Annotated in this window: 21 protein-coding genes; 10 read left to right on the top strand and 11 right to left on the bottom strand. The window is 53.9% G+C overall.

The window, feature by feature from the left end:
- Positions 1-105 precede the first annotated feature (105 nt).
- The 4 genes from hisC to LAT75_RS04465 form a co-directional block, all read right to left on the bottom strand.
- The gene (gene hisC, locus LAT75_RS04480; protein ID WP_291481428.1) at positions 106-1,179 is read right to left on the bottom strand and encodes a histidinol-phosphate transaminase; all 1,074 of its coding nucleotides are present in this window, start codon (positions 1,177-1,179) and stop codon (positions 106-108) included.
- 16 nt (positions 1,180-1,195) lie between these two features.
- A complete protein-coding gene (gene hisD / locus LAT75_RS04475) occupies positions 1,196-2,482 on the bottom strand; it encodes a histidinol dehydrogenase (RefSeq protein ID WP_291481427.1) in 1,287 nt (428 codons plus the stop codon).
- 41 nt (positions 2,483-2,523) lie between these two features.
- Positions 2,524-3,393 carry an ATP phosphoribosyltransferase gene (gene hisG / locus LAT75_RS04470; protein ID WP_291481426.1) on the bottom strand — a complete coding sequence of 290 codons (870 nt, stop codon included), beginning with the start codon at positions 3,391-3,393 and terminating at the stop codon, positions 2,524-2,526.
- 116 nt (positions 3,394-3,509) lie between these two features.
- Positions 3,510-3,737 carry a hypothetical protein gene (locus LAT75_RS04465; protein ID WP_291481425.1) on the bottom strand — a complete coding sequence of 76 codons (228 nt, stop codon included), beginning with the start codon at positions 3,735-3,737 and terminating at the stop codon, positions 3,510-3,512.
- A 233-nt stretch (positions 3,738-3,970) separates the two neighbouring features.
- Between LAT75_RS04465 and lepA the strand changes: the two genes are divergently transcribed.
- From lepA to LAT75_RS04435, 6 genes are all read left to right on the top strand, one after another.
- Positions 3,971-5,767, top strand: a complete 1,797-nt coding sequence (gene lepA, locus LAT75_RS04460; protein ID WP_291481424.1) for a translation elongation factor 4 — start codon at positions 3,971-3,973, stop codon at positions 5,765-5,767.
- A gap of 30 nt (positions 5,768-5,797) precedes the next feature.
- Positions 5,798-6,421, top strand: a complete 624-nt coding sequence (locus LAT75_RS04455) for a hypothetical protein (protein ID WP_291481423.1) — start codon at positions 5,798-5,800, stop codon at positions 6,419-6,421.
- A gap of 116 nt (positions 6,422-6,537) precedes the next feature.
- Positions 6,538-7,629 carry a signal peptidase I gene (gene lepB / locus LAT75_RS04450; RefSeq protein WP_291481422.1) on the top strand — a complete coding sequence of 364 codons (1,092 nt, stop codon included), beginning with the start codon at positions 6,538-6,540 and terminating at the stop codon, positions 7,627-7,629.
- Positions 7,630-7,847: 218 nt separating this feature from the next.
- Positions 7,848-10,313, top strand: coding sequence for a transglutaminase domain-containing protein (locus LAT75_RS04445; protein ID WP_291481421.1), 2,466 nt, complete (start codon positions 7,848-7,850; stop codon positions 10,311-10,313).
- 136 nt (positions 10,314-10,449) lie between these two features.
- A complete protein-coding gene (locus LAT75_RS04440; protein ID WP_291481420.1) occupies positions 10,450-12,060 on the top strand; it encodes an alpha-amylase family glycosyl hydrolase in 1,611 nt (536 codons plus the stop codon).
- A gap of 341 nt (positions 12,061-12,401) precedes the next feature.
- Positions 12,402-13,727 (top strand): pyridoxal phosphate-dependent aminotransferase, encoded by a 1,326-nt coding sequence (locus tag LAT75_RS04435; RefSeq protein WP_291481419.1) that lies wholly within the window; start codon positions 12,402-12,404, stop codon positions 13,725-13,727.
- Between the two features lie 163 nt (positions 13,728-13,890).
- Here LAT75_RS04435 and folD read toward each other — a convergent pair whose 3' ends face one another.
- From folD to LAT75_RS04415, 4 genes are read right to left on the bottom strand one after another with little or no spacing between them, the layout of a single operon-like run.
- Positions 13,891-14,781, bottom strand: a complete 891-nt coding sequence (gene folD, locus LAT75_RS04430) for a bifunctional methylenetetrahydrofolate dehydrogenase/methenyltetrahydrofolate cyclohydrolase FolD (protein WP_291481418.1) — start codon at positions 14,779-14,781, stop codon at positions 13,891-13,893.
- Between the two features lie 15 nt (positions 14,782-14,796).
- Entirely contained in the window at positions 14,797-16,185 is a 1,389-nt protein-coding gene (locus tag LAT75_RS04425) for a sigma-54 dependent transcriptional regulator (RefSeq protein WP_291481417.1), read from the bottom strand.
- 27 nt (positions 16,186-16,212) lie between these two features.
- Entirely contained in the window at positions 16,213-17,760 is a 1,548-nt protein-coding gene (gene dacB, locus LAT75_RS04420; RefSeq protein ID WP_291481416.1) for a D-alanyl-D-alanine carboxypeptidase/D-alanyl-D-alanine-endopeptidase, read from the bottom strand.
- A gap of 17 nt (positions 17,761-17,777) precedes the next feature.
- Positions 17,778-18,242 (bottom strand): PTS sugar transporter subunit IIA, encoded by a 465-nt coding sequence (locus LAT75_RS04415; protein WP_291481415.1) that lies wholly within the window; start codon positions 18,240-18,242, stop codon positions 17,778-17,780.
- A gap of 245 nt (positions 18,243-18,487) precedes the next feature.
- On the opposite strand from LAT75_RS04415, the gene LAT75_RS04410 reads away from it, so the two are divergent.
- The 4 genes from LAT75_RS04410 (at position 18,488) to LAT75_RS04395 (ending at position 22,639) form a co-directional block, all read left to right on the top strand.
- Positions 18,488-19,156 carry a heme exporter protein CcmB gene (locus LAT75_RS04410; RefSeq protein ID WP_291481414.1) on the top strand — a complete coding sequence of 223 codons (669 nt, stop codon included), beginning with the start codon at positions 18,488-18,490 and terminating at the stop codon, positions 19,154-19,156.
- Positions 19,140-20,369: an AAA family ATPase gene (locus LAT75_RS04405; RefSeq protein ID WP_291481413.1), complete on the top strand. Its 1,230-nt coding sequence runs from the start codon at positions 19,140-19,142 to the stop codon at positions 20,367-20,369. The genes LAT75_RS04410 and LAT75_RS04405 overlap by 17 nt, the downstream gene beginning before the upstream one ends.
- A gap of 90 nt (positions 20,370-20,459) precedes the next feature.
- Positions 20,460-21,296 carry a diaminopimelate epimerase gene (gene dapF, locus LAT75_RS04400; protein WP_291481412.1) on the top strand — a complete coding sequence of 279 codons (837 nt, stop codon included), beginning with the start codon at positions 20,460-20,462 and terminating at the stop codon, positions 21,294-21,296.
- Between the two features lie 71 nt (positions 21,297-21,367).
- Positions 21,368-22,639, top strand: coding sequence for a type IX secretion system plug protein domain-containing protein (locus LAT75_RS04395; protein ID WP_291481411.1), 1,272 nt, complete (start codon positions 21,368-21,370; stop codon positions 22,637-22,639).
- A 15-nt stretch (positions 22,640-22,654) separates the two neighbouring features.
- On the opposite strand, the gene LAT75_RS04390 is transcribed toward LAT75_RS04395, so the two are convergent.
- From LAT75_RS04390 to LAT75_RS04380, 3 genes are all read right to left on the bottom strand, one after another.
- Positions 22,655-22,792, bottom strand: a complete 138-nt coding sequence (locus tag LAT75_RS04390) for a hypothetical protein (RefSeq protein ID WP_291481410.1) — start codon at positions 22,790-22,792, stop codon at positions 22,655-22,657.
- Positions 22,793-22,851: 59 nt separating this feature from the next.
- Entirely contained in the window at positions 22,852-24,924 is a 2,073-nt protein-coding gene (locus tag LAT75_RS04385) for a dehydrogenase E1 component subunit alpha/beta (RefSeq protein ID WP_291481409.1), read from the bottom strand.
- Between the two features lie 297 nt (positions 24,925-25,221).
- Positions 25,222-26,394 carry a GNAT family N-acetyltransferase gene (locus LAT75_RS04380; RefSeq protein WP_291481408.1) on the bottom strand — a complete coding sequence of 391 codons (1,173 nt, stop codon included), beginning with the start codon at positions 26,392-26,394 and terminating at the stop codon, positions 25,222-25,224.
- Between the last annotated feature and the right edge of the window lies 1 nt (position 26,395).

The following is a 26,395-nucleotide window of genomic DNA, read 5'->3' as shown; positions in this document are numbered from 1 at the left end:
CTGCACCGGCCTCCTGCAGCCGGATGAGGGCACGGAATGCGAACGGCCGCAGCTCCTCCCCTTCACACAAAGCCTCAGCGGCTATAAAAAAAAGGGACATATTTTTTAGGATGATGGATGTTGAATTTCAGCACTCAGTTTTTGGAAGGCCTTCAGCAGGGCTTCGTTTTCTTCGGGGCTGCCGACCGTGATGCGGAGCCCGTCCGCGCAGTGCAGCTGATCGCCGCGGTAGCGCACGATCACATTTTCAGCGGCGATGGCTTTATACCAGCTTAGGGCGTCCTTCACCCTTACCAGCAGAAAATTGGCGTCGCTGGGCTCCACTTTGTACACGGCGGGGAATTTAGCCAGGGCCACCGCAAGCCGGGCACGTTCCTGCAGCAGCTGCTTCACCAACGCGGATATTCGTTCCGGCTCGGCCAGGACCCGAAGCGCAGCCTGCTGCGTGAGCGTGTTCACGTTGTAGGGCGGCTTCACCCGCATCATGTAGCTGATGATGGTTTCGGAGGCAAAGGCCATCCCGAGGCGGATGCCGGCGAGCCCCCAGGCCTTCGAGAGAGTCTGCATCACCATCAGGTTCGGGAATTCCCCGAGCCAGCGCAGGGCGCTTTCACCGGCACTGAAATCGATGTAGGCTTCATCCACAACCACTACGCACTGTGCCGCGGACAGCACCTCGCGAAGCTGCCCGCTGTCGAGGCGGTTTGCGGTCGGGTTGTTGGGCGAGCACAGGAAAACGAGCTTGGCGCAGGCGGCCGCTTCAATTACGGATGCCGCATCAAGCGAGAAATCAGGATTGAGGGGCGCTTCCTTCACCCTAACATCCTGAATATCAGCGCTAACCCGGTACATGCCATAGGTGGGCGGGGTGATTACAATCGCATCCTTACCCGGCTCGCAAAACATGCGGATGAGAATATCGATGGCTTCATCGCTGCCGTTGCCGAGAAAAATCTGTGAGGGCTGCACGCCTTTGAGCGTGCTCAGCCGGTCACGGAGGGCATCATAATGCGGGTCGGGGTAGCGGTTGAGCTGCGCTTCAGGGTGAAGCTCCGGCGGAAAAGGATTTTCGTTGGCATCGAGCAGGATGCCGGTCTTGAAATCATCGCGGGCAGAGCGGTAGGGCTTCAGCGAGCGGATATTGGGGCGCAGCAGCGGCAGCGGATCAAATGCAGGCATGGATCGGGGTTGAAAGTCAGGGTAAATCGGTCTTGATTTGTGCGAGGCGGTTCAGGCGCCGGGTAACGGCCTGCTTGTGGGCTTCGAGGCCCTCGGCCTGTGCCATCACTTCAACAGTCGGGCCCAGATCGCGCAGCCCCGCGGGGGTGAGCTCCTGAAAGGTGATCATTTTGTAGAAAGAATCCAGCGATACGCCGCTATACATGGCCGCGTAGCCGCTTGTGGGCAAGGTGTGATTGGTGCCCGATGCGTAGTCGCCGGCACTTTCGGGAGTCCAGTTTCCGAGGAAAACCGAGCCCGCGCTTGTAATACCGGGGACGTACTCCGCTGCCATATCGGAAGCGATGATCAGATGCTCGGGCGCCCAAAGGTTGGAAAAGGCGAGTGCCTGCTCCCGGCTTTCGACCAGCACGGCGCTGCTGTTGGCCAGGGCCAGTCGGGCGGCCTCCATGCGGGGCAGGGTTTCGAGCTGACGCGCAACTTCGGCCAGCGTTTCCGCCAGCAGGGCTTCGCTTGTGGTAACCAGCACAACCTGCGAGTCGGCCCCGTGCTCGGCCTGTGAGAGCAGGTCAGCGGCCACGAACTCAGGGTCCGCGGTTTCGTCGGCAATCACCAACACTTCCGAAGGACCCGCCGGCATATCGATGCCCACAATGGCATCTGACTGCGAAACCAGCATTTTGGCGCAGGTAACGTACTGATTACCGGGACCAAAAATCTTGTTCACTTTGGGCACGGTTTCGGTGCCGTAGGCCATGGCCGCAACAGCCTGTGCCCCGCCGGCTTTCACAATATGTGTGATGCCCGTGAGCGCGGCACAGTACAGAATTTCAGGTGCAATACTGCCGTCTTTGCGCGGCGGCGTTGCCATCACACGCACCGGGCACTCCGCAATCATGGCCGGTACGCCGAGCATCAGCACGGTCGAAGGCAGCACCGCTGTGCCGCCGGGCACGTAGAGCCCAACGGCTTCAATCGGGCGGGCCTCACGCCGGCACACAACGCCGGTCATGGTTTCGACGGAAAGCAGCGAGGGGCGCTGTGCAAGGTGAAATGCGTGAATATTGGAAAAAGCGCGGTCGAAGGCCGCTTTCTTTTCCGCAGAAAGTTCGATATCACCCAAATCCGGTACCGAAATTACCAGCGGATCGGGCGAGAAGCCGTCAAATTTTTGAGTAAGGGCCTGCACGGCAACATCACCCTGCGTTTTCACCTGCTGCAGAATTTCACGCACAACCGGCTCAATCCGGTCGAAATTAACAGCGGTGCGCTTGCACAGGGCCGCGATTTCCGAAGCAGACAAAGATGAATAGTGGTAGGTTTTCATGCCGGAAATACGCGGGGTTAGTTAATCATATTCTGAATCGGCAGCATCACGATGCCGGTGGCGCCTGCGGCTTTGAGCTCTTCCATCACTTCCCAGAACTTGGTAATGGGAATCACTGTGTGGATGGCAATCATGCTCGGGTCGGCCAGCGGCAGCACCGTCGGGCTGTTCAGCGCCGGGATGATTTCCGTGATGCGCGCCAGCGATTCCTTCGGGGCGTTCATCATAATGTAGCGGCTGTTCTCTGCCAGCAACTGCCCCTCAATCCGGACCAAAAATTTATTAATGAGCTCCGTTTTGTGCTCCGGCAGCTCTTTGTTGGTGCGGATCAGCTGCGACTGCGAGTGCAGAATCGTCTCCAGCTCGCGCAGGCCGTTGGTCTTGAGCGTGCTGCCGGTCGAAACAAGGTCGCAAATGGCATCAGCCACATCGAGGCGGGGCGTAATTTCCACCGCGCCGGAAATCTTGATGGTCTTCACCTCAAGGCCAAGTTTCTCAAAATACTTTTTGGTAAGCACCGGGTAGCTCGTGGCAATACGCTTGCCGCCTAACTCCTTAGCCGAGCTGATACTGCGGCTCACCGGGCTGGCAATCGAAAGCCGGCAATGGCCAAAATCGAGGTCTTTAAGCACGGTAACATCGGCCTGCGTTTCGAGCGTCACATTCGCGCCTACAACGCCAAGATCGCAGATGCCGTCCTGCACATACTCAGGGATGTCGTCATCGCGTATGAGCAGCAGTTCAACATCAAAATTCAGAGCTTTAACAAGCAGGCGGTTTTTGTAGCCGTCAAACTTAATGCCGATGTTTTCGAGCAGGGTAATGGTTTTTTCTGTGAGCCGTCCGCTTTTCTGGATGGCAATCCGAAGGGTTTGTACAGGTTCCAAAAAATCTAACTGTTTTGAATTCAAGGGGTACCGAAACAAAAAAGCCGGTCTGATACTGTTTTGTGTATTCAGCCGGCTGAGTGGCGGTTTTTAAACGAAGCGGGTATCAAATACGTTCAATCATGCAAAGTTTTGCAGCCGGTGTGTGCAGCCCGAATACCATGACCGTGATGATACCAATCATGTTTTTTTGGTGAAAACTCCGTGAGCATCAGTAGATCAGTGTAATGCTGCCATACCAAACCTGCGGGAAATCCCGAAACACGCTTTTGCGATACTTCCGCAGAAACTGCTGCATCATTAGGTATTGAATTTATTTTTTTCATTACCGCAAATATAGCCAAACCGTGCTCTTTATGGCACCGGCCACGAACCATCAAAACATCTCTTTACAAATGCTGCCAAAGCCACAGCTCTTTTACCGGAAAAATGGTGATAAAGCTCAAAATGCTGCCCAAGCCCGCATCACCCTAAAACAACAGGCCTATATTTAAGTATGCCGGGCTGTGGCGGCTTCAATATGAGGCTTTAATTTGCTATTTTACCAAACTTTGGAAAAAACGACCTAATCACCTACATGAAGCACATTCGCAACTTTTGTATTATTGCTCATATCGACCACGGTAAGAGCACCCTCGCAGACCGGTTACTCGAAAAAACCGGCACCATCACCGAACGTGAGATGCAGAATCAGGTTCTCGACGATATGGATCTTGAACGCGAACGGGGCATCACCATCAAGAGCCACGCTATCAAAATGGACTACACGGCCCTCGACGGGCAAAAGTACATCTTCAACCTGATAGATACCCCTGGCCACGTTGACTTTGCGTATGAAGTTTCGAGGGCGCTAACCGCTTGTGAAGGCGCCATTCTCGTTGTTGACGCAGCGCAGGGTGTTGAGGCCCAAACGATTTCAAACCTGTATCAGGCCATTGAGCAAAATCTTGAGATTATCCCCGTGCTCAACAAAATTGACCTGCCCGGTGCTGATGTTGAAGGTTCCGCACAGCAGGTGATGGATTTGATAGGTTGTGAGCGCGAAGACATTTTGCACGTTTCCGGTAAAACCGGCATGGGCGTGCCCGAGCTTCTGGAGCATCTCATCAGGCGCGTGCCCCCGCCAAAAGGCGACCCGGATAAGCCGCTGAAAGCTCTTATTTTCGATTCGGTCTTTAATTCCTACCGTGGCTCCATCGTATATGTCAGAATCATGGACGGCGTTCTCAGAAAAGGCGACCGTATGAATTTCATGGCTGTAGAGCAGGATTACGACGCTGACGAAATCGGTTACCTTCGCATGAAAATGACGCCCTGCGACGAACTCAGGGCCGGCGAGGTCGGGTATATTATCGGCAGCGTGAAATCCCTGGCCGATACCAAAGTTGGCGACACCATCACCACGGTTAAAAACGGCGCAAAAGAACCCATCCCCGGCTATAAAGAAGTTAAGCCGATGGTTTTCAGCGGTATTTACCCGACCAACAGCGAAGATTTTGAAAGCCTGCGTTCCGCACTTGAAAAACTGAAGCTCAATGATGCCTCCCTCAATTATGTGCCGGAAACCTCTGCTGCCCTTGGGTTTGGTTTCCGGGCCGGCTTCCTCGGCATGCTCCACATGGAAATCGTGCAGGAGCGCCTCGACCGGGAATTCGACATGGATATCATCACTACCGTACCCAACGTGGAGTACGAGGTAGAGACCACTGCCGGCAAACGGATGATGGTAGATAACCCAAGCGATATGCCCGAAGCCGGCCTGATTGAGAAAATTTACGAACCCTACATCAAAGCGCAGATCATTGCACCTTCGGAGTACATCGGCGCCATTATGAAACTGTGTCAGGAGCGGCGCGGACAGTACATCAATACCATGTACCTCGACGCCACCCGCGTTGACCTCACCTACGAGCTGCCGATGGCAGAGGTCGTGTTCGATTTTTATGACAAGCTCAAAAGCTCGACCCGCGGCTACGCTTCACTCGATTATGAGTTTATCGGTCAGCGGCCCGGCAACATGGTGAAGCTCGATATCCTGCTTAACGGCGAGCCGGTTGATGCGCTTTCCAGCATCGTACACCGCGACAAAGCCTACGAATGGGGCAAGAAACTCTGCGCAAAACTCAAAGAGCTGATTCCGCGGCAGATGTATGAAGTTGCCATTCAGGCCGCCATCGGCAAAAAAGTAATCGCGCGTGACACCATTCGCGCCATGCGTAAAGATGTAATCGCAAAATGTTACGGAGGTGACATTACCCGTAAACGCAAGCTGCTTGAGAAGCAAAAAGAAGGTAAAAAAAGAATGAAGCAAGTTGGCTCGGTTGAGATACCACAAGAGGCCTTCTTAGCCGTTCTCTCAATGAACGACAACTAATCTTTTTCTTAACCCCACTCTTTTTTCATTATGTCAATTTTAAACGCTGCGGGCTGGTTTGTCCTTTTTCTGCTCCTTGCCGGCACATTTCTGTTCCGGCCGGATTCGGCTCAGGCACAACAGGCTGACGCCTTCACAGAGGCCGAAATCGTAAAAATTGAGCGCGTTGATGCGGCAACCTTCGAGCGCCGGTTCCGCAACACCCGCTGGACCGGTCAGGGCATGCAGGGAATCACAGATATCGACCGCATCCCCTCTATGGAGCTGCGTGCGAGGTTTCAGACCGTATTTGGCGACCCGACACGTACCCTCGACGACCTTGCCTTCAGGCAGGGGTTCCGCATGGCCGAGGCCATACAGTACGAATACTGGTTCATCGTAAACGACACCTACCCGATGATGATCCTGGATATCGACGGGCCTTTTGCCCGCGGCCTTGTGTATGCGGTTTCGGTGAGCTACATCGATCTGATGCCGCAAATCAAAAGGGCGCTTTCGCGCAAACTGATGGAGCCAACGCAACTCACAGACTTCACAGATGTGTTCTATTCTCCGGAACGCGGAAACTGGTATGAAATAACATTCCGCAACGGTGAGTTTAACTATGTGGAAATTCCGCGGCCCTCAAGGTTCCGCGGCGTAAACTTCAATTAATCCGGCTTTAGTCGGTTTATTATAAATAAAACCGGCAGGTACAAAATGCCGGTTTTATTATTTTAGACTGCCGTACCCGGAAAACCTGCAACCGCAACTGATTAAATGAATTAAACTTGGCCGATAAAAAGAAAGTCTCGGGCCGTGCTGAACGTGCCAAAAAACGTCAGCAGGACAGCAGCAGCCAACAAGCTCAGGCCAAAACCTGGGCACGCGAATGGGGTGAAGCACTGCTCTGGGCCCTGGCCGCAGCCATAATTATACGGGCGCTGTTCTTCGGCGCCTACCGCATTCCGACTCCCTCTATGGAAACCACGCTGATGACGGGCGATTTCCTCATTGTTTCCAATATGCACTACGGGGCACGTACACCGCAATCGGTCGGCATACCGTTTACCGGCATTCACGTGCCCAACCTTCGGCTGCCTTCAACCCGCCTGCCGGGTTTCTCCTCCATCAAGCGAAACGACATTGTAGTTTTCAACTATCCGATAGATGATGGCATCCCCTCACAAAAAACAAACTACATCAAGCGGGCCGTCGGGATGCCCGCCGATACGCTATCCATCACCGACAAGGTCCTGTTCGTGAATCATGAGCCATCTGAAATGTTTGAAACATTTCAGTTTATTCACGAAATCGTGCCGCTTGACGGCCTCAGAGTGAGCACCGAGCGCCTCAGAACGAGCGGCGCGACCGTAATCGGTACACGCGGACCTCAGGGCAACCGCATCTTCGCACATATGTCGCCTGATGTTGCCCGCGAAGTTGAAAGCTGGAACAGCGTAGAATCAGTTGAGCTTTTCCTGAATCAAAACAGCGGTTTCAGCGGGAATTTCCGTTTTGCCCAGGCCCTCGGGCGTAACAGCACCGATCAGATGCCGGAAATTGTGGTGCCCTTCAGCGGGCAGGAAGTTGAGCTTACCCCCGCAAATATTGGCCTCTACGCCGATATCATCGAAAGGTATGAAGGCAACCATCTCGATATACGCGGTGAACGCATCCTGATCAACGGCATCGAACGCGACCGTTACACCATAAAGCGGGATTATTACTTTATGATGGGCGATAACCGCGACAACAGCGAAGACAGCCGCGCCTGGGGCTTTGTACCCGACGACCATATTGTAGGCAAAGCATGGGTCATTTATTTTTCGGTTGACGGAAGAAGCCCGCGCTTTAACCGCATTCTGAGGTCGATACACTGATCTCACACTTTTTTTATTTTAAAGCTGCCTTTTTCAGGGCAGCTTTTTTTTGCACTGTGCTCAGCGAAACTGAACCGCAGCGGCCTGACGAGAGGAGGAGTTTTTGGAAAAATTTGTGTTTTTAATCATTAAATTGACAGCTTCAGCAAGGCCCGCGAGTGAACTTCAGGGCCTTCACCCCTCTTGCCGCAGAATAATCCAAACTTAACCCAACTGCGATGAACAACTCAGTCCCCTCCGTTTTGAAAACCATCCTGCTGCTCGTTTTTTTGGCAGCAGCTGCACAGCCGGCTCAGGCCCAGCTTTCTGCCGGCTACTACGATCAGTACTACACCATCAGCAACCCTGGCGGTATGTATGACTTTCAGGCTTACGAAAGCCTGACCTTCAGGCAGGAAGTCATCTCCCGAACCGAGACGGAAATCGTACTTCGCGTGCGCACTGCGAAGCGGGCGCCGCAGCAGATGGGCAGCCCGTACCCTGTGCAGGCCCTGCCCGATACCTTCGCACCCTACCTAAGCCCGACAAGCTGGATTCAGAGCGAAGATGCACGAATCGCCCGGATCGCCGCCGAAATCCGGGAGGCATACCCAAATGCAAACCAGCACGACCTCGTGTATCAGGTGATGCTGTGGAATGCACGACACTTGCAGTACGGCGATCCCTCCGGCATACACGATGCCATTTATGCGCTCGAAAACCGGGTTGTGAACTGCATCGGCTACGCGCATCTGCCGGCGGCACTGCTGCGAAACCTCGGCATCCCGGCGCGGGTGGTGCGTACGTTTGTGCACCGCTACCCGAGCTTTACCCGGCACTATTTACTTGAGGTGTACTACCCCGAAGAAGACGTATGGCTCACGCTCGAGCCCCAAACCATCAGCGCGCCCTTCAACTACAACGTTTTCCTTTACCACGACTCCGACTGGAATCAGCAGAAACATCTTGTAAGCCGGGCCTTCAGCATCGACCCGCAAACGACCGTCCGCCTCGGGCTGCTCTCCGAGCTTCCGGAAGTACACGAAACCCTTCAGATGGACCGGCCTGAGCCCGAAATTTCAGGGCACCGCCGGCTTATCGGGCAGGAGTTCGCCGTTTCCGGCAATACTATGGTTGCCGCCGCCTACCGCAATCAGACAGGGTCATTCGTGGAACCAGAGGGCTACTTCATCCACCTCTTCATTTGGGAACGGGACGAAAACGGCCTTCGCTTCGTGCAGGAAATCAACCCTGAAGTTGTTGTACCGGAATCCTTCCCGCGCACGACCTTCAGGCGTATTCAGCGCAGCCCGATTTTTCAGGCTGGTGTTTCAACCGGGTTTGGCTACGGCAGTCGGGGCTGGATTGAGGAAAGACCGGCCATCAGCGACCGCTTTCTGGTGTACCGCGTTAACGGTATCAATAATATTTTCAAGCCTTTTGTTTTTTGGGAGAAGGCAGCTGACGGCAGCTGGCAGTACCACAGCACCTTTGCCTACCCCGATGAATGGGGCAACGATTTCCACGAAGGGCCCGGCTACAACTTTCCGGCCTTTCACCCTGACGGGGACCTGTACATTGCGGGTATTCACGGCATCGTGCGGATGACGCTCGAAAATAACAGCTGGGTACCGAAAGAATACATCCCAAAAAGAAACAAAGACGGCATGTTCGCCTACGGCCGCTCTATCGCTTTTAATGAAAGTGGTGACCGCATGATCGTAGGAGCGCCGGGCCGGTTCACCGACGATATGGTGCACAATATGGAACGACCAACAGACCGCGGCTACGCAGAAATTTTCCGGCGAAGAGCCGGCGGCTGGGTTTCAGCAGGAGTAGTACAGGCCTCTGACGGCCATACCGGGGATCAGTTTGGGTTCAGCGTTGCCGCCTCAGGCGACCGGTTTATTGTGGGGGCTCCCCTCAATCACGCTGCCGGAGAGGAAGCCGGCGCCGCCTATATTTTTGAAGAAGACCGGGCAACCAACCGCATCCGGCAAACCGCTGTACTGCGCCCGGCATCTGCCATAGCCAATGATCAGCATGGTACTCAGGTCGCCCTCCGCGGCATGCAGGCCTGGGTTTCAGCCCATCAGAAAGCAACTACCATTGGCAACAGAGGCGGCGGCATTTTCTATTTCGAGCTGGAGCCAAGCGGTCAGTGGGCCGAAAACAAACTGTTTGCGCCGGGCACCATCATCCGCAATACCTTCTCAGGCAGCAATATGAACACGCACCTCATTAACGCAGGCTTTACCCTCGCACTTTGGGATGACGAGCTCGTAGCCGGCGCCCCGGGCCATTCCGGCTGGCCCGATGCCCGTACCAACAACTACGGCACTTTTTACTTTTTCGAAGCCCCGCCTGCTCCGGAGTCCCCCCGGCTCGTAACCGACGCAGGCACCGCACTTCCTGCCGAAACGGCCCTGATTCAGGCCTCCCCGAATCCGCTCTTCAGTGCTTCAGAAATCACCTTCGATTTGTCAGATCCGTCCGAAATCGAACTTTACCTCACCCCCGATGAAAATGCCGGCCTACGCCACGGCCTGTTTTCCGGAGCGCTGGAAGCCGGCCGCTATCAGATCCGGCTCGATGCTTCCGGGCTTCCGGCGGGGCAGGCGCAGCTTCACCTGCGTTCCGGAAACACAACACACACCCTTCCGCTGCTGATTCTGAATCCGGAAGAAGCCGAAGAAGTAATTTAGTCCCCCCGGCCATACCCCTATACTTAGAGTCGGGCACGAAACGCATCACCCTAAAAAAAAGACAAACTGCAAACCCTGGTGTAAAGCAGGGCAAACTGATTTCAGCGAACCCAAAATCAAGTAAAATCAATCTGTTATGACCGAATGGTGGAAACGCGCCATAATTTACCACATTTACCCCCGCAGTTTTATGGATGCGAGCGGCGACGGCATCGGCGACCTGCAGGGCATCCGGCAGCGGCTGGATTACCTGCAATGGCTGGGGATTGATGCCATCTGGATTTCGCCCGTGTATCCCTCGCCTATGGCCGACTTCGGCTACGATGTGACCGATCACTGCGATATCGACCCCATGTTCGGCAGCGTGGCCGATATGGATGACCTCATCGCTGAGGCGCACCGGCACAGCATCAAAGTGATTCTCGATTTTGTGCCCAATCACACCTCGAACGAGCACCCGTGGTTTCTGGAATCAAAAAGCAGCCGCGACAACCCGAAGCGCGACTGGTACTACTGGAAGGATCCCAAACCCGACGGCAGCCCGCCCAACAACTGGCTGAGCCGCTTCGACGGGAAGTCGGCCTGGAAGTGGGACGAAAGCACCGGGCAGTACTACCTGCACACCTTCCTCGAAGAGCAGCCCGACCTGAACTGGCGGAACCCCGAGGTGAAGGAGGCCATGCTCGATATCCTGCGGTTTTGGTTCAGGCGCGGGGTTGACGGCTTCCGGGTTGATGTCTCCTACCGCGTGATGAAAGACGCTGGTTTTGCCGACAATCCCGTAAATCCGGACTGGAAGCCCGGCATGGATCCGTCCTTCCGCGTTACCGAGCAGAATACCAAAAACACGGCGGACATCCACCTGTTCAACCGATGGATTCGCGAAACCGCCGACGAATTTGAGGATAAAGTGACCATCGGCGAGATGAACCTCAGCCTGCCGCAGCTGGCCCGGCATTATGGCAGCCCGGAACGGCCGGAATTTCATCTGCCGTTTAATTTCAGGCTGATTTTCTCCGCCTGGGAAGCCCGGAATGTGGGCGCGCTGATCACTGAATTCGAAGCCACCGTTCCGGAGCACGGCTGGCCCAACTGGGTGCTGAGCAATCACGATCAGCCGCGTTTTGCCACCCGCGCAGGGAGGGAGCAGGCGCGAAACGGCTACCTGTTTTTGCTGACCGTGCGTGGCACGCCCACCATCTACTACGGCGATGAGCTCGGCATGCAGAGCGTGCCCGTGCCGCAGGATAAAGTGCAGGACCCCTGGGAGCTGCTCTCACCCGGCCTCGGCCTGGGGCGCGACCCCGTCCGCACGCCCATGCGGTGGGATGCAGGCCCCAACGCCGGCTTCTGCCCGGCCGGCATCGAACCCTGGCTACCCGTCGGCGATGACGCTTCCTCCCTGAACGTCGAGACCGCGAAAGCAGACCCGGCATCCATGCTCAGTATGGTGAAAACGCTCATCCGGCTCAGGCGCGAACACGAAGTGCTCATAAGCGGCAGCTGCACGGTGCTGAGCAGCACAGGCGATGTGCTGCAGTACCGCAGGGGCGAACCTGGTTCGGACAGCACAATGCTCGTTTTGCTTAATTTCAGCCCGGATGAAAAGTCCGCGGATCTCCCCGCTGATTTTCACGGATCGGCCGAAATCCTGCTTTCAACAGAAATGGATGGGGCTCACGCCCTGCGCGACAGCTCAGTCGTGCTCAGACCCAACGAAGGCCTGCTGCTCCGCCGCAAACGGTAAACTCACCCGCTTTCTTTATAAACCGCCGCTCACGACTACCCCCGGGCGGCTTTTTTTCTGCTTGAAGCAAGGCTTTTACCTTTGTAACTTTGTACATATGCAACAGGCAGCAAAAAAAAGAAAGAATCCCGATACGACCCTTAAAAAATTAAGACTGCAAAAACACACCCTTTTAGCCAATAACAGCATTTCGACTTTATATCTCAATTTATTTTCTTAATTAGCCTAAATAAATAAGGCATTTTTAAAAGAATAATCGACATTAATCAGGAAATACTTTTGGGATTCAATCAGAAACTTCTGATATTTGCGCGTCCCCAATCATTCTCAAAAAATTTTACATGCGACTACCACTGGTGCCTGCGGGCAAAAAGAAAGCGAGCTACGAAATTCGCGGTATAGTTGATAAGGGCTATCAGCTTGAAGCCTGCGGCAAAAACGTCTTCTGGGAAAACATAGGCGACCCGGTTCAAAAAGGGATGCAGGTCCCGCAGTGGATGAAAGAAATTGTGGCGGCGGAGGCACTCAGCGATGCAAGCTATGGCTACTGCGAATCCAAAGGTGTGCCCAAAACACGGGAATTCCTGGCGGCGCGTACCAACGCTTTTGGCGGCGTGCGCATCACGAGCGACGATATTACTTTTTTCAACGGTCTTGGCGATGCCATTGCCCGTGTGTACGGCATGCTAAGCCCCGATGCCCGCGTGCTGATGCCCTCCCCTACCTATCCGGCGCATTCGGGTGCCGAATCGAGCCGTATCGGCCGCGCACCGCTGCAGTACACCCTCGACCCCAAACGCGACTGGCTGCCCGACCCCGACGAAGTGCGTCAGCTGGTGACCGACAATCCCGATGTGTGCGCCATCCTGCTCATCAACCCGGATAACCCGACCGGCAAGGTTTTCCCCTACAGCACGCTTGCGGCGCTGGTACAGATTGCCCGCGAATTCGACCTCTTTATCATTTGTGATGAGATCTACGAAAACCTCGTGTACGAAGGCGAAATGGTGCGTCTGTGCGAAGTAATCGGGGATGTGCCCGCCATTGCGATGAAAGGCATCTCCAAAGAATTCCCGTGGCCCGGCAGCCGCTGCGGCTGGCTCGAATACTACAACCGCGACAAAGACCCCGTTTTCGCGGATTTCTGCGGACGCATCGATCACGGAAAAATGACCGAAGTGTGCAGCACCACCCTGCCGCAGCGCGTAATTCCTGCAATTATGAGTCACCCGATGTACAAAACCTGGCAGGATGACATCAAAGCTGAACTGAGCCGGAAAATGTCGAAAGTACGCGCGGCTTTCCATGAAATTGAGGGCTTTCACGTATCCGGTGGCGGGGGCGCGTTTTATGCTACCGTTCACATCGATTGCGAATTTGCCGGAAGCTGTGTGCCTTACACGGCACTAACAGACGGACAGCTCAACCTTATTCGCAAGTGGCTGCAGCCCGGTTCGGCTCAGGATTACAAAATCGTGTACTTCCTGCTTGCCGTGCACGGCATCTGCGTAGTACCCCTCAGCGGCTTTTCGACCCCGCATTGTGGTTTCCGCTTCACCCTGCTCGAGCAGGATGAAGCCCGTTTCGACGAGCTCCTCCGCGAAATGAAAGAAGGTCTCGGCCTCTGGAGCAAACACCGCAAGCTTGAGGAAAGCGTCGTGGCCTGAACTGGCCGGAAGCTCATCCCCCCTTAAACAAAAAACGCCCGTCCCGGCTCTGATGATGACCGGGACGGGCGTTTTGTTTTAGGATGACGGGCGCTTTCCCCGAAAACCCGCTTTGAAGGCAGGTTTCAGCTTTCCGGCTTTGGCTTGCGCAGCTCCGTTTAACTTAGCGGGGGTAAATAGATTTCTTGGCTGCGAGCAGGGTGTTTTTCATGAGCATGGCAACCGTCATCGGGCCGACGCCGCCGGGCACAGGCGTAATCCAGCTTGCTTTTTCGGATACCGAATCGAAGTCGCAGTCGCCGGTGAGGCGGTAGCCCCGCTCTGTGGTGTGGTCGGCTACCCGCGTGATGCCCACATCTATCACCACAACGCCCTCCTTCACCATCTGCCCCGTAACAAGGCCCGGCTGACCCACCGCTACAATCAGAATATCGGCGCTGATGGTGTGCTTGGTGAGGTCTTTGGTGAATTTGTGGCAGATGGTTGTTGTGGCCTTGCCGGTGGTGTTCTCCCGGGAGAGCAGAATCGCCGCCGGTGAACCCACGATATTGCTTGCCCCGACTACGACCGCGTGTTTGCCCTTGGTCGGGATGCTGTAGTGCCGCAGCATCTCGATAATGCCCGCCGGGGTGCAGGGGCGGAAGCAGGGCTGCCCGACCGACATCCGCCCGACGTTCATGGGATGGAAGCCGTCCACGTCTTTGCGGTAGTCGATGGCTTCAATCACGGAAAGCGGGGTGATGTGCGCCGGGATCGGCAGCTGCACCAGAATACCGTCGGTGGCCTCATCCCGGTTAAAGTCCCCGATCACCTCCGTGAGCTCAATCTCTGAAATGGTATCGGGCAGGATGAGCGTGTCAGATTCAATCCCCACATCCTCACAGGCGCGGGTTTTAGCGCCCACATAAGCCGACGAAGCCGGATTTTCACCCACCAGAATCACCTGCAGTTTGGGGGCACGGTTACCGCGCTCAACCCAGCTTTTCACATCGGCGGCAACCGATTCACGTACCTTGCCGGCCAGCATCACCCCGTCCAGAATACTCGCACTCATGAATTTACCCCCGTTTTATCGTTTTAGATTAAATTTTTTGATTTTGTTATAGAGATGGCTGCGCTGAATGCCGATGGCATCTGCTGTTTGTGAAATATTCCACTGATGTTTATCAAGCTGATACTTCACAAAAATAAGCTCCGTCGCATCTTTAAAAGACTGAAAATCGGGATATTTTTCCAGCAAATCTCGCATACCCTGATTGCCGTCGGTGGCTGACCTTTGTACCGCACCGGCAAGAAGATCTACCTCAGCCGCCGTAATTTCCGGCCCGCTGCTCAGAATACCGAGTCGCTCAACCACATTATGCAGCTCCCGCACATTGCCGGTCCACTCATGGCGCTGTAGTTTTTCAAGAGCCCCGGGCGAAAAAGTTTTCCCTTCAAAAACGATGTCCTTATCGGCCATTTCGCGTAAAAAAGCAGTAGCGAGCAGAGGAATATCTTCACGCCGGTCGCTGAGCGGCGGCACATGAACGGGAATCACATTCAGCCGGTGATACAAATCTTCGCGGAAGCGTTGTTCCTGAATTTCGAGCCTCAAATCCTTATTCGTTGCAGCGAGGATGCGCACATTCACCTTAATAAGCTCCGTACCGCCTACCCGCACAATGGTGTTTTCCTGAAGCGCCCGCAGCACCTTGGCCTGAGCGGTCAGGCTCATATCCCCGATTTCATCGAGGAAAAGCGTGCCGCCGTGTGCCTGTTCAAACTTGCCGATTCTGCGGCTGCTTGCTCCGGTAAAGGCGCCCTCCTCATGGCCAAAAAGCTCGCTTTCAAGCAGCTCCGTCGGGATTGCGGCACAGTTCACTTCCACAAAAGGCTCATCAGAGCGGCGGCTCTGCTCGTGCAGGCTGCGGGCCACCAATTCCTTGCCGGTTCCGTTTTCGCCGGTAATAAGCACCCGCGCATCTGTGGGCGCAACTTTCGCGATGGTCGCCTTGATGTGCCTGATGGCATCACTCTCCCCGATAATTTCCGAAAGCCGGGGTACACTCCGGCGCATTTTCCGGTTCTCTTTTACGAGAATTCCTTTATCGAGCGCATTGCGCACCGTAATCAGCAGCCGGTTAAGGTCCGGCGGTTTTTGAAGAAAATCAAAAGCACCGAGCCGGGTTGCCTGCACGGCCATTTCAATCGTACCGTGACCGGTAAGCATAATTACGGGCAGCTGAATGCCTGCTTCGTTGAGTTTTTCGAGCAGCTCGAAGCCATCCATCCCCTTCATTTTAATATCGAGAAGCAGCAAATCGAAGGCTTCAGCCTGCAGTTTCTCCAGCGCCAGTGTACCCGAAGCGGCCTCACTTACATCATATTGCTCGAACTCCAGGATTTCGCGCAACGCGCTGCGGATGCTTGCTTCATCGTCGGTTACAAGTATGCGGGGATTTTTTTTTGCGGACATGAAAAGGGTGCCGAATCAGATTTCAGATTAAAGTTCCTGCCAAAGCAGGTTGAGGATACGCTCGTGCACCTGATCTACTGCGGCAACACGGCTTGTGAAATTGTTGGTGAGGATGGAGAAGCTCAGCCGGGTGCCTGATTGCGTATCGAGGTACCCGCTAAGGGTGCGTACCCCGGTAATGAAGCCGGTTTTGGCATACAGATTTCCGAGCGCGGGCGAGCTTATGAACCGGTTTTCGAGCGTACCGCTGAAGCCCGCTTTGGCAAAGGTTTGTTCCCACTCGGTGCGGTAGGGGGATTGCTGCATCAGCCGCAACAGCGCTGTGATCTGATAAGCCGATGCAAGATTGGCGCTTGCCATGCCGGAAGCATCCCGAAAACGAAGATCTGTAGTATCGAGGCCTATTTTTTCGAGTTCTTCAAGAATAAGGGTCAGCCCGGCTTCCGTGCTGCCCTGCACGCCCATCGAATAAGCACCCAGCGCTTTGGTGAGCATTTCGGTGTAGAAGTTGTCGCTGTGTGCATTCACCCGTTTCAGCAGCACAGCAAGCGGCTCGGAATGATGCTCCGCAAGGTTGCGGAAACCGCGCCAGTTGCGGCGCTGTGAATCCACAATCAGTTCACCGATCCAGTCGATACCGCTGAAGCTCGCCTGCTTCACGAAACTGTCAATAAAAAAAAGGGCCGGATCTGTGATGGTGAGCGACTCTTTCTCCAGATAGCCCTGCGGCAGCGTACTGCGCAGCAAGATGGTATTGGTTCCCAGCACACGTGCATAAGATTCGTTGAAGCGCACATTTCGCGGGGTGATGCGCTGCTCATTCACCAGGTTCACATAATCGGTATTGAACGGAAACCAGGTAATCTGCGGCTGATCCCCTACTGTGCCCACAGCCCTGACCGTAAGATCAATACAGTTTCGGTTGAAGGAAAGCGCGCCGGTTTCCGGTGCATAATAATACGACAGATCGTCCCACTCCCAGCCCCGGGGATAGCGGATATCGTCGAAAAGGCTTTCGTTGCCAAAAACATCCCCTACAATTCGGTTAATACCCTGCTCGCGCAGCTGCCTGATGAAGGAGTTGAACACAAACATCGCGTCATTATCATAGTGATATTTATCGATAGACGGATCTCCTGAGCCGGCAAGGTGCACATCCCCGAGCCACACCCCGTCAACAAGGCGGCCATCGCCGTAAAGGGTTGTACGGAAGCGGAAATCCGGCCCGAGGCCGTGCAGCAGGCCGGCTGTTACAAACAACTTGCTGTTTGAGGCCATCCGCATTGGCGTGCTGCTGTTGATGCTGATGAGTTCTTCCCCAGCTTCGTTGCGTACAGAAACAGCCCATACAGCGTCTGACGGAACGCCCGCGGCTATCAGAGCCTGAATGCGCTCTTCGCTTGGTGCTGCGGCCGCATGCACCGGTGCCGGCTGCCGGCCATCTGCTCCGGCGGCAAACCCCTTCGCGGTTCCGCCAGCCCACAACCATGGCACAAACAGCACGCACATCATCCCCCAAAAAAGCATCCTTGCGGAAATTCGGGCTGATCCTGCTGAGGCGGCTTCGGAGGTCATCAGTTCGGGCTGCTTAATCAGACAGGTTGCTCTTCTTCCTCACGGAAAAGCTCAACAACTACTGCCGCAGACTCGGCCATCATGAGCTGATGCCGGAAGTTATCATGGTTCATCAGCCTTGATATTTTGCTGAGCAGCTTTATATGATAGCTGCTCTTGGCACATCCGCCTACCAGCAGAAAGACCAGTGAAACCGGGGCATCATCTACCGAACTGAAATCGATTGGCCGCTTCAGGCGGGCAAATACCGCATAGTTTGATTCCATTTCCCTAAGCTTGGCGTGCGGAATCGCAACCCCTTTCCCAACTCCCGTTGACATTACTTCTTCGCGATCGAGCACTGCTTGTTTTATTTTCTGAAGCAGTTCTTCATCAACCTCCTTCTTTAACTCATTTACCAGTCGCTTAATTAATTCTTCCTTGTTTCCTGCTTCAACATCCAGTACGATGTGTCCGGAGCTGAGAATTTCAGAGATTTTCATAATGAAGGCTTGTTCAATCTTTTAAATGCTGCAGCGCTGCAAAATTTTTGAAGAGATGCGGGCTGCAAAAAAACGATGGTGAAATTTAAGACTTTTTTAGCGGATACACACTTCAAACAAACGGAGGTTTCTCACGGCCGGCCGGCCGGTTCTGACAGCGAATGGCGGCACATCAAATTACCGGAAGGCGGCCGGAGATTCAACTCTTTTTCGATAATTGCCGGCAAACTTCGTACTTTGAAAAAATGCAGCTATTTAAAAGTGCCCTCGCCATATTCCGGAAAGATTTTCAGCTTGAACTCCGCTCCCGGTACGCCATCAATACCGTGCTCACCTTTGTGGCTTCAGCCACTATGGTGATGTTTTTCTCGCTGAACACCAGCCTGCTCACCGCAGACCTGTACAGCGGGCTGCTTTGGATAATTATCCTGTTTGCGGCCCTTTCGAGCCTTGCCCGCTCTTTTGTGATGGAAACCGATCAGCAGACGTTTGATCTGCTTCGGCTCAATACGCCGGGGCTGCCGGTTTACATCGGCAAACTGCTTTTCAACTTCAGCTTCACCTACGCGGTTTCGCTGCTTACGGCACTGCTTTTTGCCATTCTTACGGGCAGTTTCGACCCCGATCTGTTTCCTTTCCTGCTGCTGCTTTTACTGGGCTCGCTTGGTTTTTCAAGTGTAGCAACTCTTATGGCATCTCTGGTTTCGCGATCTGTACAGAAGGGCGCTATTTTTTCGGTACTTTGCCTGCCGCTGCTGCTTCCGCTTATCGTACTGCTGAGCGATGCTACCCGAACCCTGCTCGGCGGCAGCCCGATTGGCGGTATTGCCGAGCAGCTCGCCGCGCTCATCGGCTATTGCGGCGTAACCATCACCCTTTCCATCATGTTATTTGATTATGTCTGGACCGACTGAACTCCCTTATGCCGGCTCCGCCATTAAACCCGGCAACCGGCGCCTTGTTGGCAACCTGCAGGCCCGCGATCAGCTCGAACGCATTGTAAGCTCCGGGCGGCTCAGCCACGCCTACCTCATCAGCGGGCCCGCTGGCGTTGGAAAAAAAGCGCTGGCGCTTACCCTTGCCGAACTCATTAATGGAATCGATAACCTCACCGACCTCAAAGGCACGGCCTTTTCAAAAAAAAGCCGGTGGAGCAACCATCCCGACATCCGGATTTTCATCCCGCTTCCCGGAAGTGACCCTGATATAGGGTTGCTGCGCGACCGCATTCAGCTGCTCGCAAAAGACCCCTACGAAGTGGTTGACTTCACCCTGAGGCCGAGCCTCAAAGATGAAAGCGATCAGACGAACAAAAACTCTTTCTACTCTATCAGCTATTTTAAGGAGACGGTACTCAGCGGCTCCTACCGCAAACCCAACGAAGGTTACCGGAACATCATCATTATCAGTGAGGTCGAAAAAATGCGGAAAGAGGCGTCCAACACCTTCCTGAAGCTGCTGGAAGAACCGCCTGATGAGGTCGTTTTTATCCTCACAACCAACAATGTAAATGCCCTGCTGCCCACCATTATCTCGCGCTGTCAGCACATCCGTATGTCGCCGCTCAGCCCCGATGAAGTTGCTGAAGGGCTTCAGACCTATGATAAGCTGAACGAGCCGGAAGCACGCTTTCTCTCGCGCATCACCGGCGGTAACTACTCCGCCGCCCGCTTTTACGATGTTGAGCAGCTGCGGGGCATGAGAAACGACATCATCAGCTATCTGCGCAGCTGTTACTCCCTCGACCCTCTGGAAATCACCGGCATTGCACAGCGCTGGCAAACCGAAAATAACCGCGAAGGCATGGCTAACATCCTGAATCTGATGGAAGTACTGGTGCGCGATCTTGAAATTTACCGCGCAACCGGCGAGGAACGCTTCCTTGTGAATGCCGATCAGGTTGAAGTGATTCACAATTTTTGCAAGGCCCTCAAAAATGCGCGCCTCGATGAAATGCATCAGATGTTCGAGGAGTTCCGAACCATGCTGGATGTGAACGTTACCGGCCGCTATATTTTTACCGTACTGGCCTTCCGGATCTCACGGCTGATGCGCGGTCTTGACCCGTCCATACCCGACAGCAAGCCCTGGATGCACATTCCGGCCTACGAACACCTTGCAACCTAAATGATGCAGGCCTTTTTTGGGTTAGTACTCCATGCTTTTCTTTTACACACTCCCCCCGGCTCAGCCGGTTTCAATTTTTTTTAATTACTCGTGAATATTAAATCCATCGCTTTCACAAAAATGCACGGGGCGGGCAACGACTTTGTGGTGTTCGACAACCGCACCTACGGTTTTCTGCTCGATGAAATCATCGCACTCACCCCCCGGCTTTGTCACCGGCGTTTCGGGGTTGGCGCCGATGGCGTACTTGTGCTCGAACCTTCCGAACGCGCCGACTACCGCATGATTTACCGCAATGCCGACGGCAGTGATGCCGGTATGTGCGGCAACGGCGCCCGATGCCTTGCCCGGTTTGCCGTGCGCTCCGGCTTCCCCGAAAAGCTAAGCTTCATGGTACATGGCAGCCGTTACGAGGCCGAAGTAAACAAAAATGAAGTCAGCGTTTTTTTTCCGGTTGAACCCAAAGCCGGCGAATTCCTCACCCTGTTTGACCGTGATGCGCTCGAAATCTACTCCGGTACCGACCATGTCGTTACCTGGGTTGATGCCGGTACCCTCGATGATGAAGCCCTGCTGCGCAGTCAGGGCCGGGACATCCGCAACCGGCAGGAGCTGTTCCCAAAGGGCACTAATGTAAACTTCGCCTGCGAAGCGCAAAGCCCGAATCAGATCTACATGAAAACCTACGAGCGTGGCGTAGAAGACCTCACCCTTGCCTGCGGCACCGGCGCCCTTGCTACGGCTGTTGCGCATCATCACAAAAAAAACCCTGAAGCAGACGGCAGCTTCAGCTACGAAATTCTGTGCAGCGGCGGCACACTTAAAACCAGCTTCCGGTACAACTCCGAAGGCAGGCATTATACCGGGCTTCGGCTAAGCGGTCCTGCAGTGTTTACCTTCGACGGCACCTACTTCCTGGATATTTGACCTCAAGCAACCTCACATATCACATCTGCATAAGCTCATTTCTTTTTGGGAGGAAAATCAGGGGCAGGGTGATGGCTGCTGTGCTCGCATCCGCTTTCCTGCTCGCTTCCTGCAGCAGCATGCCGCGCGAAAGCTATGAGCCGGCTCACTCAAATCTTCAAAACCGGATTACCAATACCAAAGCCGTAGCCCCGCAGCAGCCCCCGACTGCCGAAATCCGGAGCATAGAATTATTCCGTGAGCGGCCTGGTAACCCGCCGGTTATTGTGCTGGGTTCATCACAGCGGCTTACCCTGCAATTCGATGAGCTCGCAGATGCCGGAAACAGTTTTCTCATCCGGCTGAAGCACTACAATTCCGACTGGAGCGAAAGCTTTCTGCCACCTGCGGCACTCAGCCGGGGTTTTCGTGATGACACCATCACCGGCGGCACACCCGGTACCGGGCAGTTTCCCTCCTTCTACAGCTACAGCTACACCTTTCCAAACCGAAACCTCGATATTCAGGTAAGCGGCAATTTCATGGTTGAAGTGTACGATTATGTGAGCCGTGAACTGTTGTTCTCCCTCCCCTTTTTCGTTACCGAAGACCGTGGCAGCCTCCGGGCCGAAGTGACTGACCACTTTTTTGACAGCCGCTTCCCCAACCATCAGATATTTACGGAGTATCAGTTTCCTGATTTTGTGAGTATGCCGCTTGTTGATATTGACGTTCGGGTGGTACAAAATCAGTTTTGGGGGCGCAGCCGGCTCACCACCGAACGCGATATTTCGAGCCCCGGCCTTATCCGGCTTCACCTTAGCCGCGAAGACAGCTTTCCGGGGCGCTATGAATTCAGGCCGCTGCTTATCGACGACCTTTTCAGTATCACGAGAGATGTGTTTGAAGTTTTCCCGGAGCGTAATCCGCCGCTGATACGGCTGCAGTATGATGTGGTTGATCTCGACGTAAATCCCAGACCTTCCCGCTCGTACAGCTTTGGTGAACCCCGAAGCGGCAGGTCAGCACGATATACCGAAGTAGAATTCAATCTCGAACGCCCTTCATTTATTGAGCCCGATGAGGCCGTTTTTGTGACCGGATCATTCACCAACTGGAGTATCAGCGCTGCACAGCGCATGATCTACAGCCCGGATGAGGATGCTTTTTCAGCACGCATCCTCATGAAAGAAGGGCGCTACGACTACACCTATGCCGTTGTGAACAACAACCGCCTCGTCGACCTCAGGCTTTCGGCCTTCTTTGCTCAAACAAACCAGGAGTATCAGGTGCTGGTGTACTTCAGGGATCAGCAGCAACAGTTCGACCGGCTGTTGCAGTTTGGCACCATCAGAAGCAGATAAACTGTACGGGAATTTTCAGATAACGACCCTAAAAGTATCAGGGCCGCAATCCTGCCAGTGCCAGCTGAGGTCATTCCGTTCAATGACGCCGCAAAAGTGAAAAACGGCAAGCTGAAGGTGTACCGGTACGAAGGATGCAGCTAAATGCACCATAAAAAAAGCCCCGGCTGCGCAACCGGGGCTTTAAAACAGCATAAGGAAAAACAGACCACTTAGTAAGCAGTCAGGCGCTCAATGGCGTTGGTAACATCGGCATCGTTCGGAAGCAGATAATCTTCGTAAGGAGCGGCGAAGCCGATGGGCGCAAATTTGGCCGCAACCCGAACGATAGGCGCGTCGAGCGACTCAAAGCAGTGATCGGCAATCTGAGCAGAAATTTCCGCCCCAAAGCCGAGAAACTCATAATCTTCGTGCAGCACGAGTACGCGGTTCGTTTTCTTTACAGAAGTGTGAACCGTTTCGGCATCGTAAGGCACAATGGTACGCAGGTCAATCACTTCAATTTCGACCCCTTTTTTGGCGTAGGCCTTGGCAGCATTAAGCGCTTTTTGCACCAGCGCACCGTAAGTTACAATGGTGAGGTCGGTGCCTTCACGTACTACGCTTGCCTTGCCGATGGGTACCAGAAAATCTTTACCAGGCTCGGGCCGGCGTGCAAAACCCTGACGGTACAGAAACTTGTGCTCAAGGTAAATTACCGGATCTTCGCCACGGATGGCGGTTTTGAGCAGGCCTTTCGCATCAGCTGCGTTCGACGGCATCACAATTTTATAACCGGGGATGTGTCCGAATGTAGCTTCGATATTCTGGCTGTGGCAAAGCCCGCCGTGAATGTAACCGCCGCATGGAACCCGGATAACCATCGGGTTTGCAAAATGGTTGTTTGAGCGGTACCGAAGCACCGGCACCTGATTCCGCAGCATTTGCATGGCGGGCCAGATGTAATCGGCAAACTGAATTTCCGGCACCGGCTTAAAGCCTTTGATGCTGAGTCCGCAGGCGGTTCCGATAATCGAAGCCTCCGCAATCGGTGAATTGTAACAGCGGTTTGAGCCGAAGGCATCCGTGAGGCCGCGGGTTGCCGTAAACACGCCGCCTTTTCCGCCTGCAACATCCTCCCCGAAAACAATCACGCGCTCATCGCGCTCCATTTCTTCATAGAGAGCATGGTTGATGGCATCAACCATTACAATCGGCTCACCGGAGGGTTCTTCGGTTTCGTATGCAAGGTCTGACTCTCCCTCATAGAGCACGTGGGTAACGGCATCCTCAGGCTTGGGATCCTCCTGTGCCATGCACCATTTGGTGTCCTCATCAACCTGCTGTTTCACTTCGGCAAAAAGCGCATCAATTTCATCCTGCGTGATGATTTTGGCCTTCATCATCTGTCTCGAAAGCTTGGTGATAGGGTCGTGGGCCTTATCGGCTTCCAGATCTTCAGCGCTGCGATATTTGCGGTGATCATCAGAGGAAGAATGCGGCAGCAGCCTAACCACATGCGCGTGTACCAGCGCCGGACCTTTACCGCTGCGGGCATGGGCTACTGCTTTTTCCATAGCTGCATAGGCGTTCAGGTAATCGGTACCGTCACACTCGATTATTTCCAGGTTTTCAAAACCCTGCACAGTTTTGGAGATAGATTTATTGCTCGTTTGCTCGTGCACCGGCACGGAGATTGCAAATTTGTTGTCCTGTACCACAATTACGGCAGGCACCTTATCGCGGGTTGCCCAGTTAAGCAGCTCAAAGAAAGAGCCCTCAGAAGTGCCGCCGTCGCCGGTTGAGATGTACACAACCTCGTCATCTCCCAGAAACTTAATCGCCTGAGCGATGCCCAAACCCGGCAGGAATTGCGCACCAAGAGCGCTGTTCACCGATACAATATTGAGCTCACGGCTGTTAAAGTGAGAGGGCATCTGCCTGCCCGCGCTTGTGTCGGTCATTTTTGAAAGATGGGCTGAAAGAAGCTGCCTCGCCGTCATCCCCATCGTAAGTGCGAACGACATATCACGATAATAAAGCATACCCCAGTCTTTACGGGGGATCATGTTACGGCCCGCCGCAACCTGAATCGCCTCATGACCGGACCCCCCAATATGGAAGAAGCCCCTTCCCTGTTTCAGCAGGGTCAGCATCTTGTCATCAAGACGACGTGACAGCATCATGGTACGAAGTGATGCTGTCAGGTGGTCTTTGGAAAACTTCTTGATAGATGCAGATCTGATTTTGAACGCAGAGTCTGCAGGAACCAGCTGTGTGGTGCCGTTTAGGGTTTCAACACTCATGAAATTTATAGTTAATGATAAGTTGACTGATCATAATATGACTTACTAAAAATACGCTTTTCAGGCCTGTTATCCCAAAAAGCGGAAAGGTTTTTACAGGCTTGTGACGGCTCTTACGGCCCGGAAAACCGCTTCCAAAAACCTTCTAAGCTGCTGTTTGGCTGTTTTTAATGGCTGTCCGGCCTGCTGCCTGTATTCAGGCTGTTTCATGCGTGCTGAGCAGCAATCTTTTACCGTAACCACGCATGTAGCATACCGGCAGCATACCGGGTGAAAGCATCTGGGGAGTAGCAGCGGTTAAATATTCCGGCGATAGATGCGGTACGTCTTTTCGCGCCAACCGCCTATTTTTTCGGCTACGCGAATCATGTCGGTGTTTGTCTCCAGCAGCCAGCTCAGTTCAGATGCGTTGTAGCCTTTAGCCAGCCCTTTCACAATCGCTTCACGGTGAAGCAGGGCGTCAATACCTTTTCCCCGGTATTCGGGAATCACACCCATAAGGGCTGTACGTATGCGGTTTATTTTCCGCTTGTGCCAAAGTAGCTTAAAAATACCAAAGGGTAGCAGGCGCCCGTTGCGCAGGTGCCTGAAAGCCTGATTCATATCGGGCAGTGCTACCGAAAAACCAACAGCCTTGCCCTTAATTTCGGCAATATGCGCAATATCTTTATCGAGAATCAGCTTAAGGTCTTTGGCAATATGCCTGAATTCTTCCTCCCCGACCGGGCTGAACCCCCAGTTGTCTTTCCAGGCCTGATTAAAAATATCCCGGATGATGCGAATCTCTGAATCAAAATCAGACAGCCTCACCGGCCGTATCTGAAGGTCAGGCATGCGCTTGCGCACAATCTGCTCGGCACGGTTTATGCGGTCTAAGGCAACATTCTTTTCATCTACCACATAGGCAAAAAGATCGATCTCTTTTTCCAGTCCGGCCTGTTTGAGCAGGCCGTCGTAGTACTTTTTGGTCCAGGGCATCATAATGTAAGGCTCGGTTTCGTGCCCGTCAACCAAAAGCCCGAGTTCATACATGAAACCGGGATTTATGGGGCCTATCATTTTATTCATCCCCCTTTCCTGCAGCCAGTCGGTTGCTACTTCAACGAGCAGCTTTGTTGCATAGGCATCGTTGCGGCATTCAAAGAAACCAAAAAAACCGGTCTGCTGCTTTTGATAAGCATTCCATGAGCGGTTGATGAAAACGGCAATACGCCCGCAAACCTGATCATTTTTCTCTGCCAGAAAACAGGCATGCTCTACGTCGGCAAAATATGGATTTTTGGATGCATCGAGCAGATCGCGCTGCTGAATATACAGCGGCGCGATCCAGTTCTGATCACTTGCGTAGTGCTCGTAGGGGAATTGTAAAAAAGCCTTCATTTCTGAAGGCCCTGATACATACCTGACCCCGTACATCGATTTGTCCATATCTGATGGCGGTGATGTAAGAATCGCTGATGAAGGATCCAAA

The organism is Cyclonatronum sp. (assembly GCF_022565315.1).
Lineage (GTDB): Bacteria > Bacteroidota > Rhodothermia > Balneolales > Cyclonatronaceae > Cyclonatronum.
The sequence above is the reverse complement of the archived record's forward strand: the minus strand, read 5'-3'. Positions and strand labels throughout refer to the sequence as shown.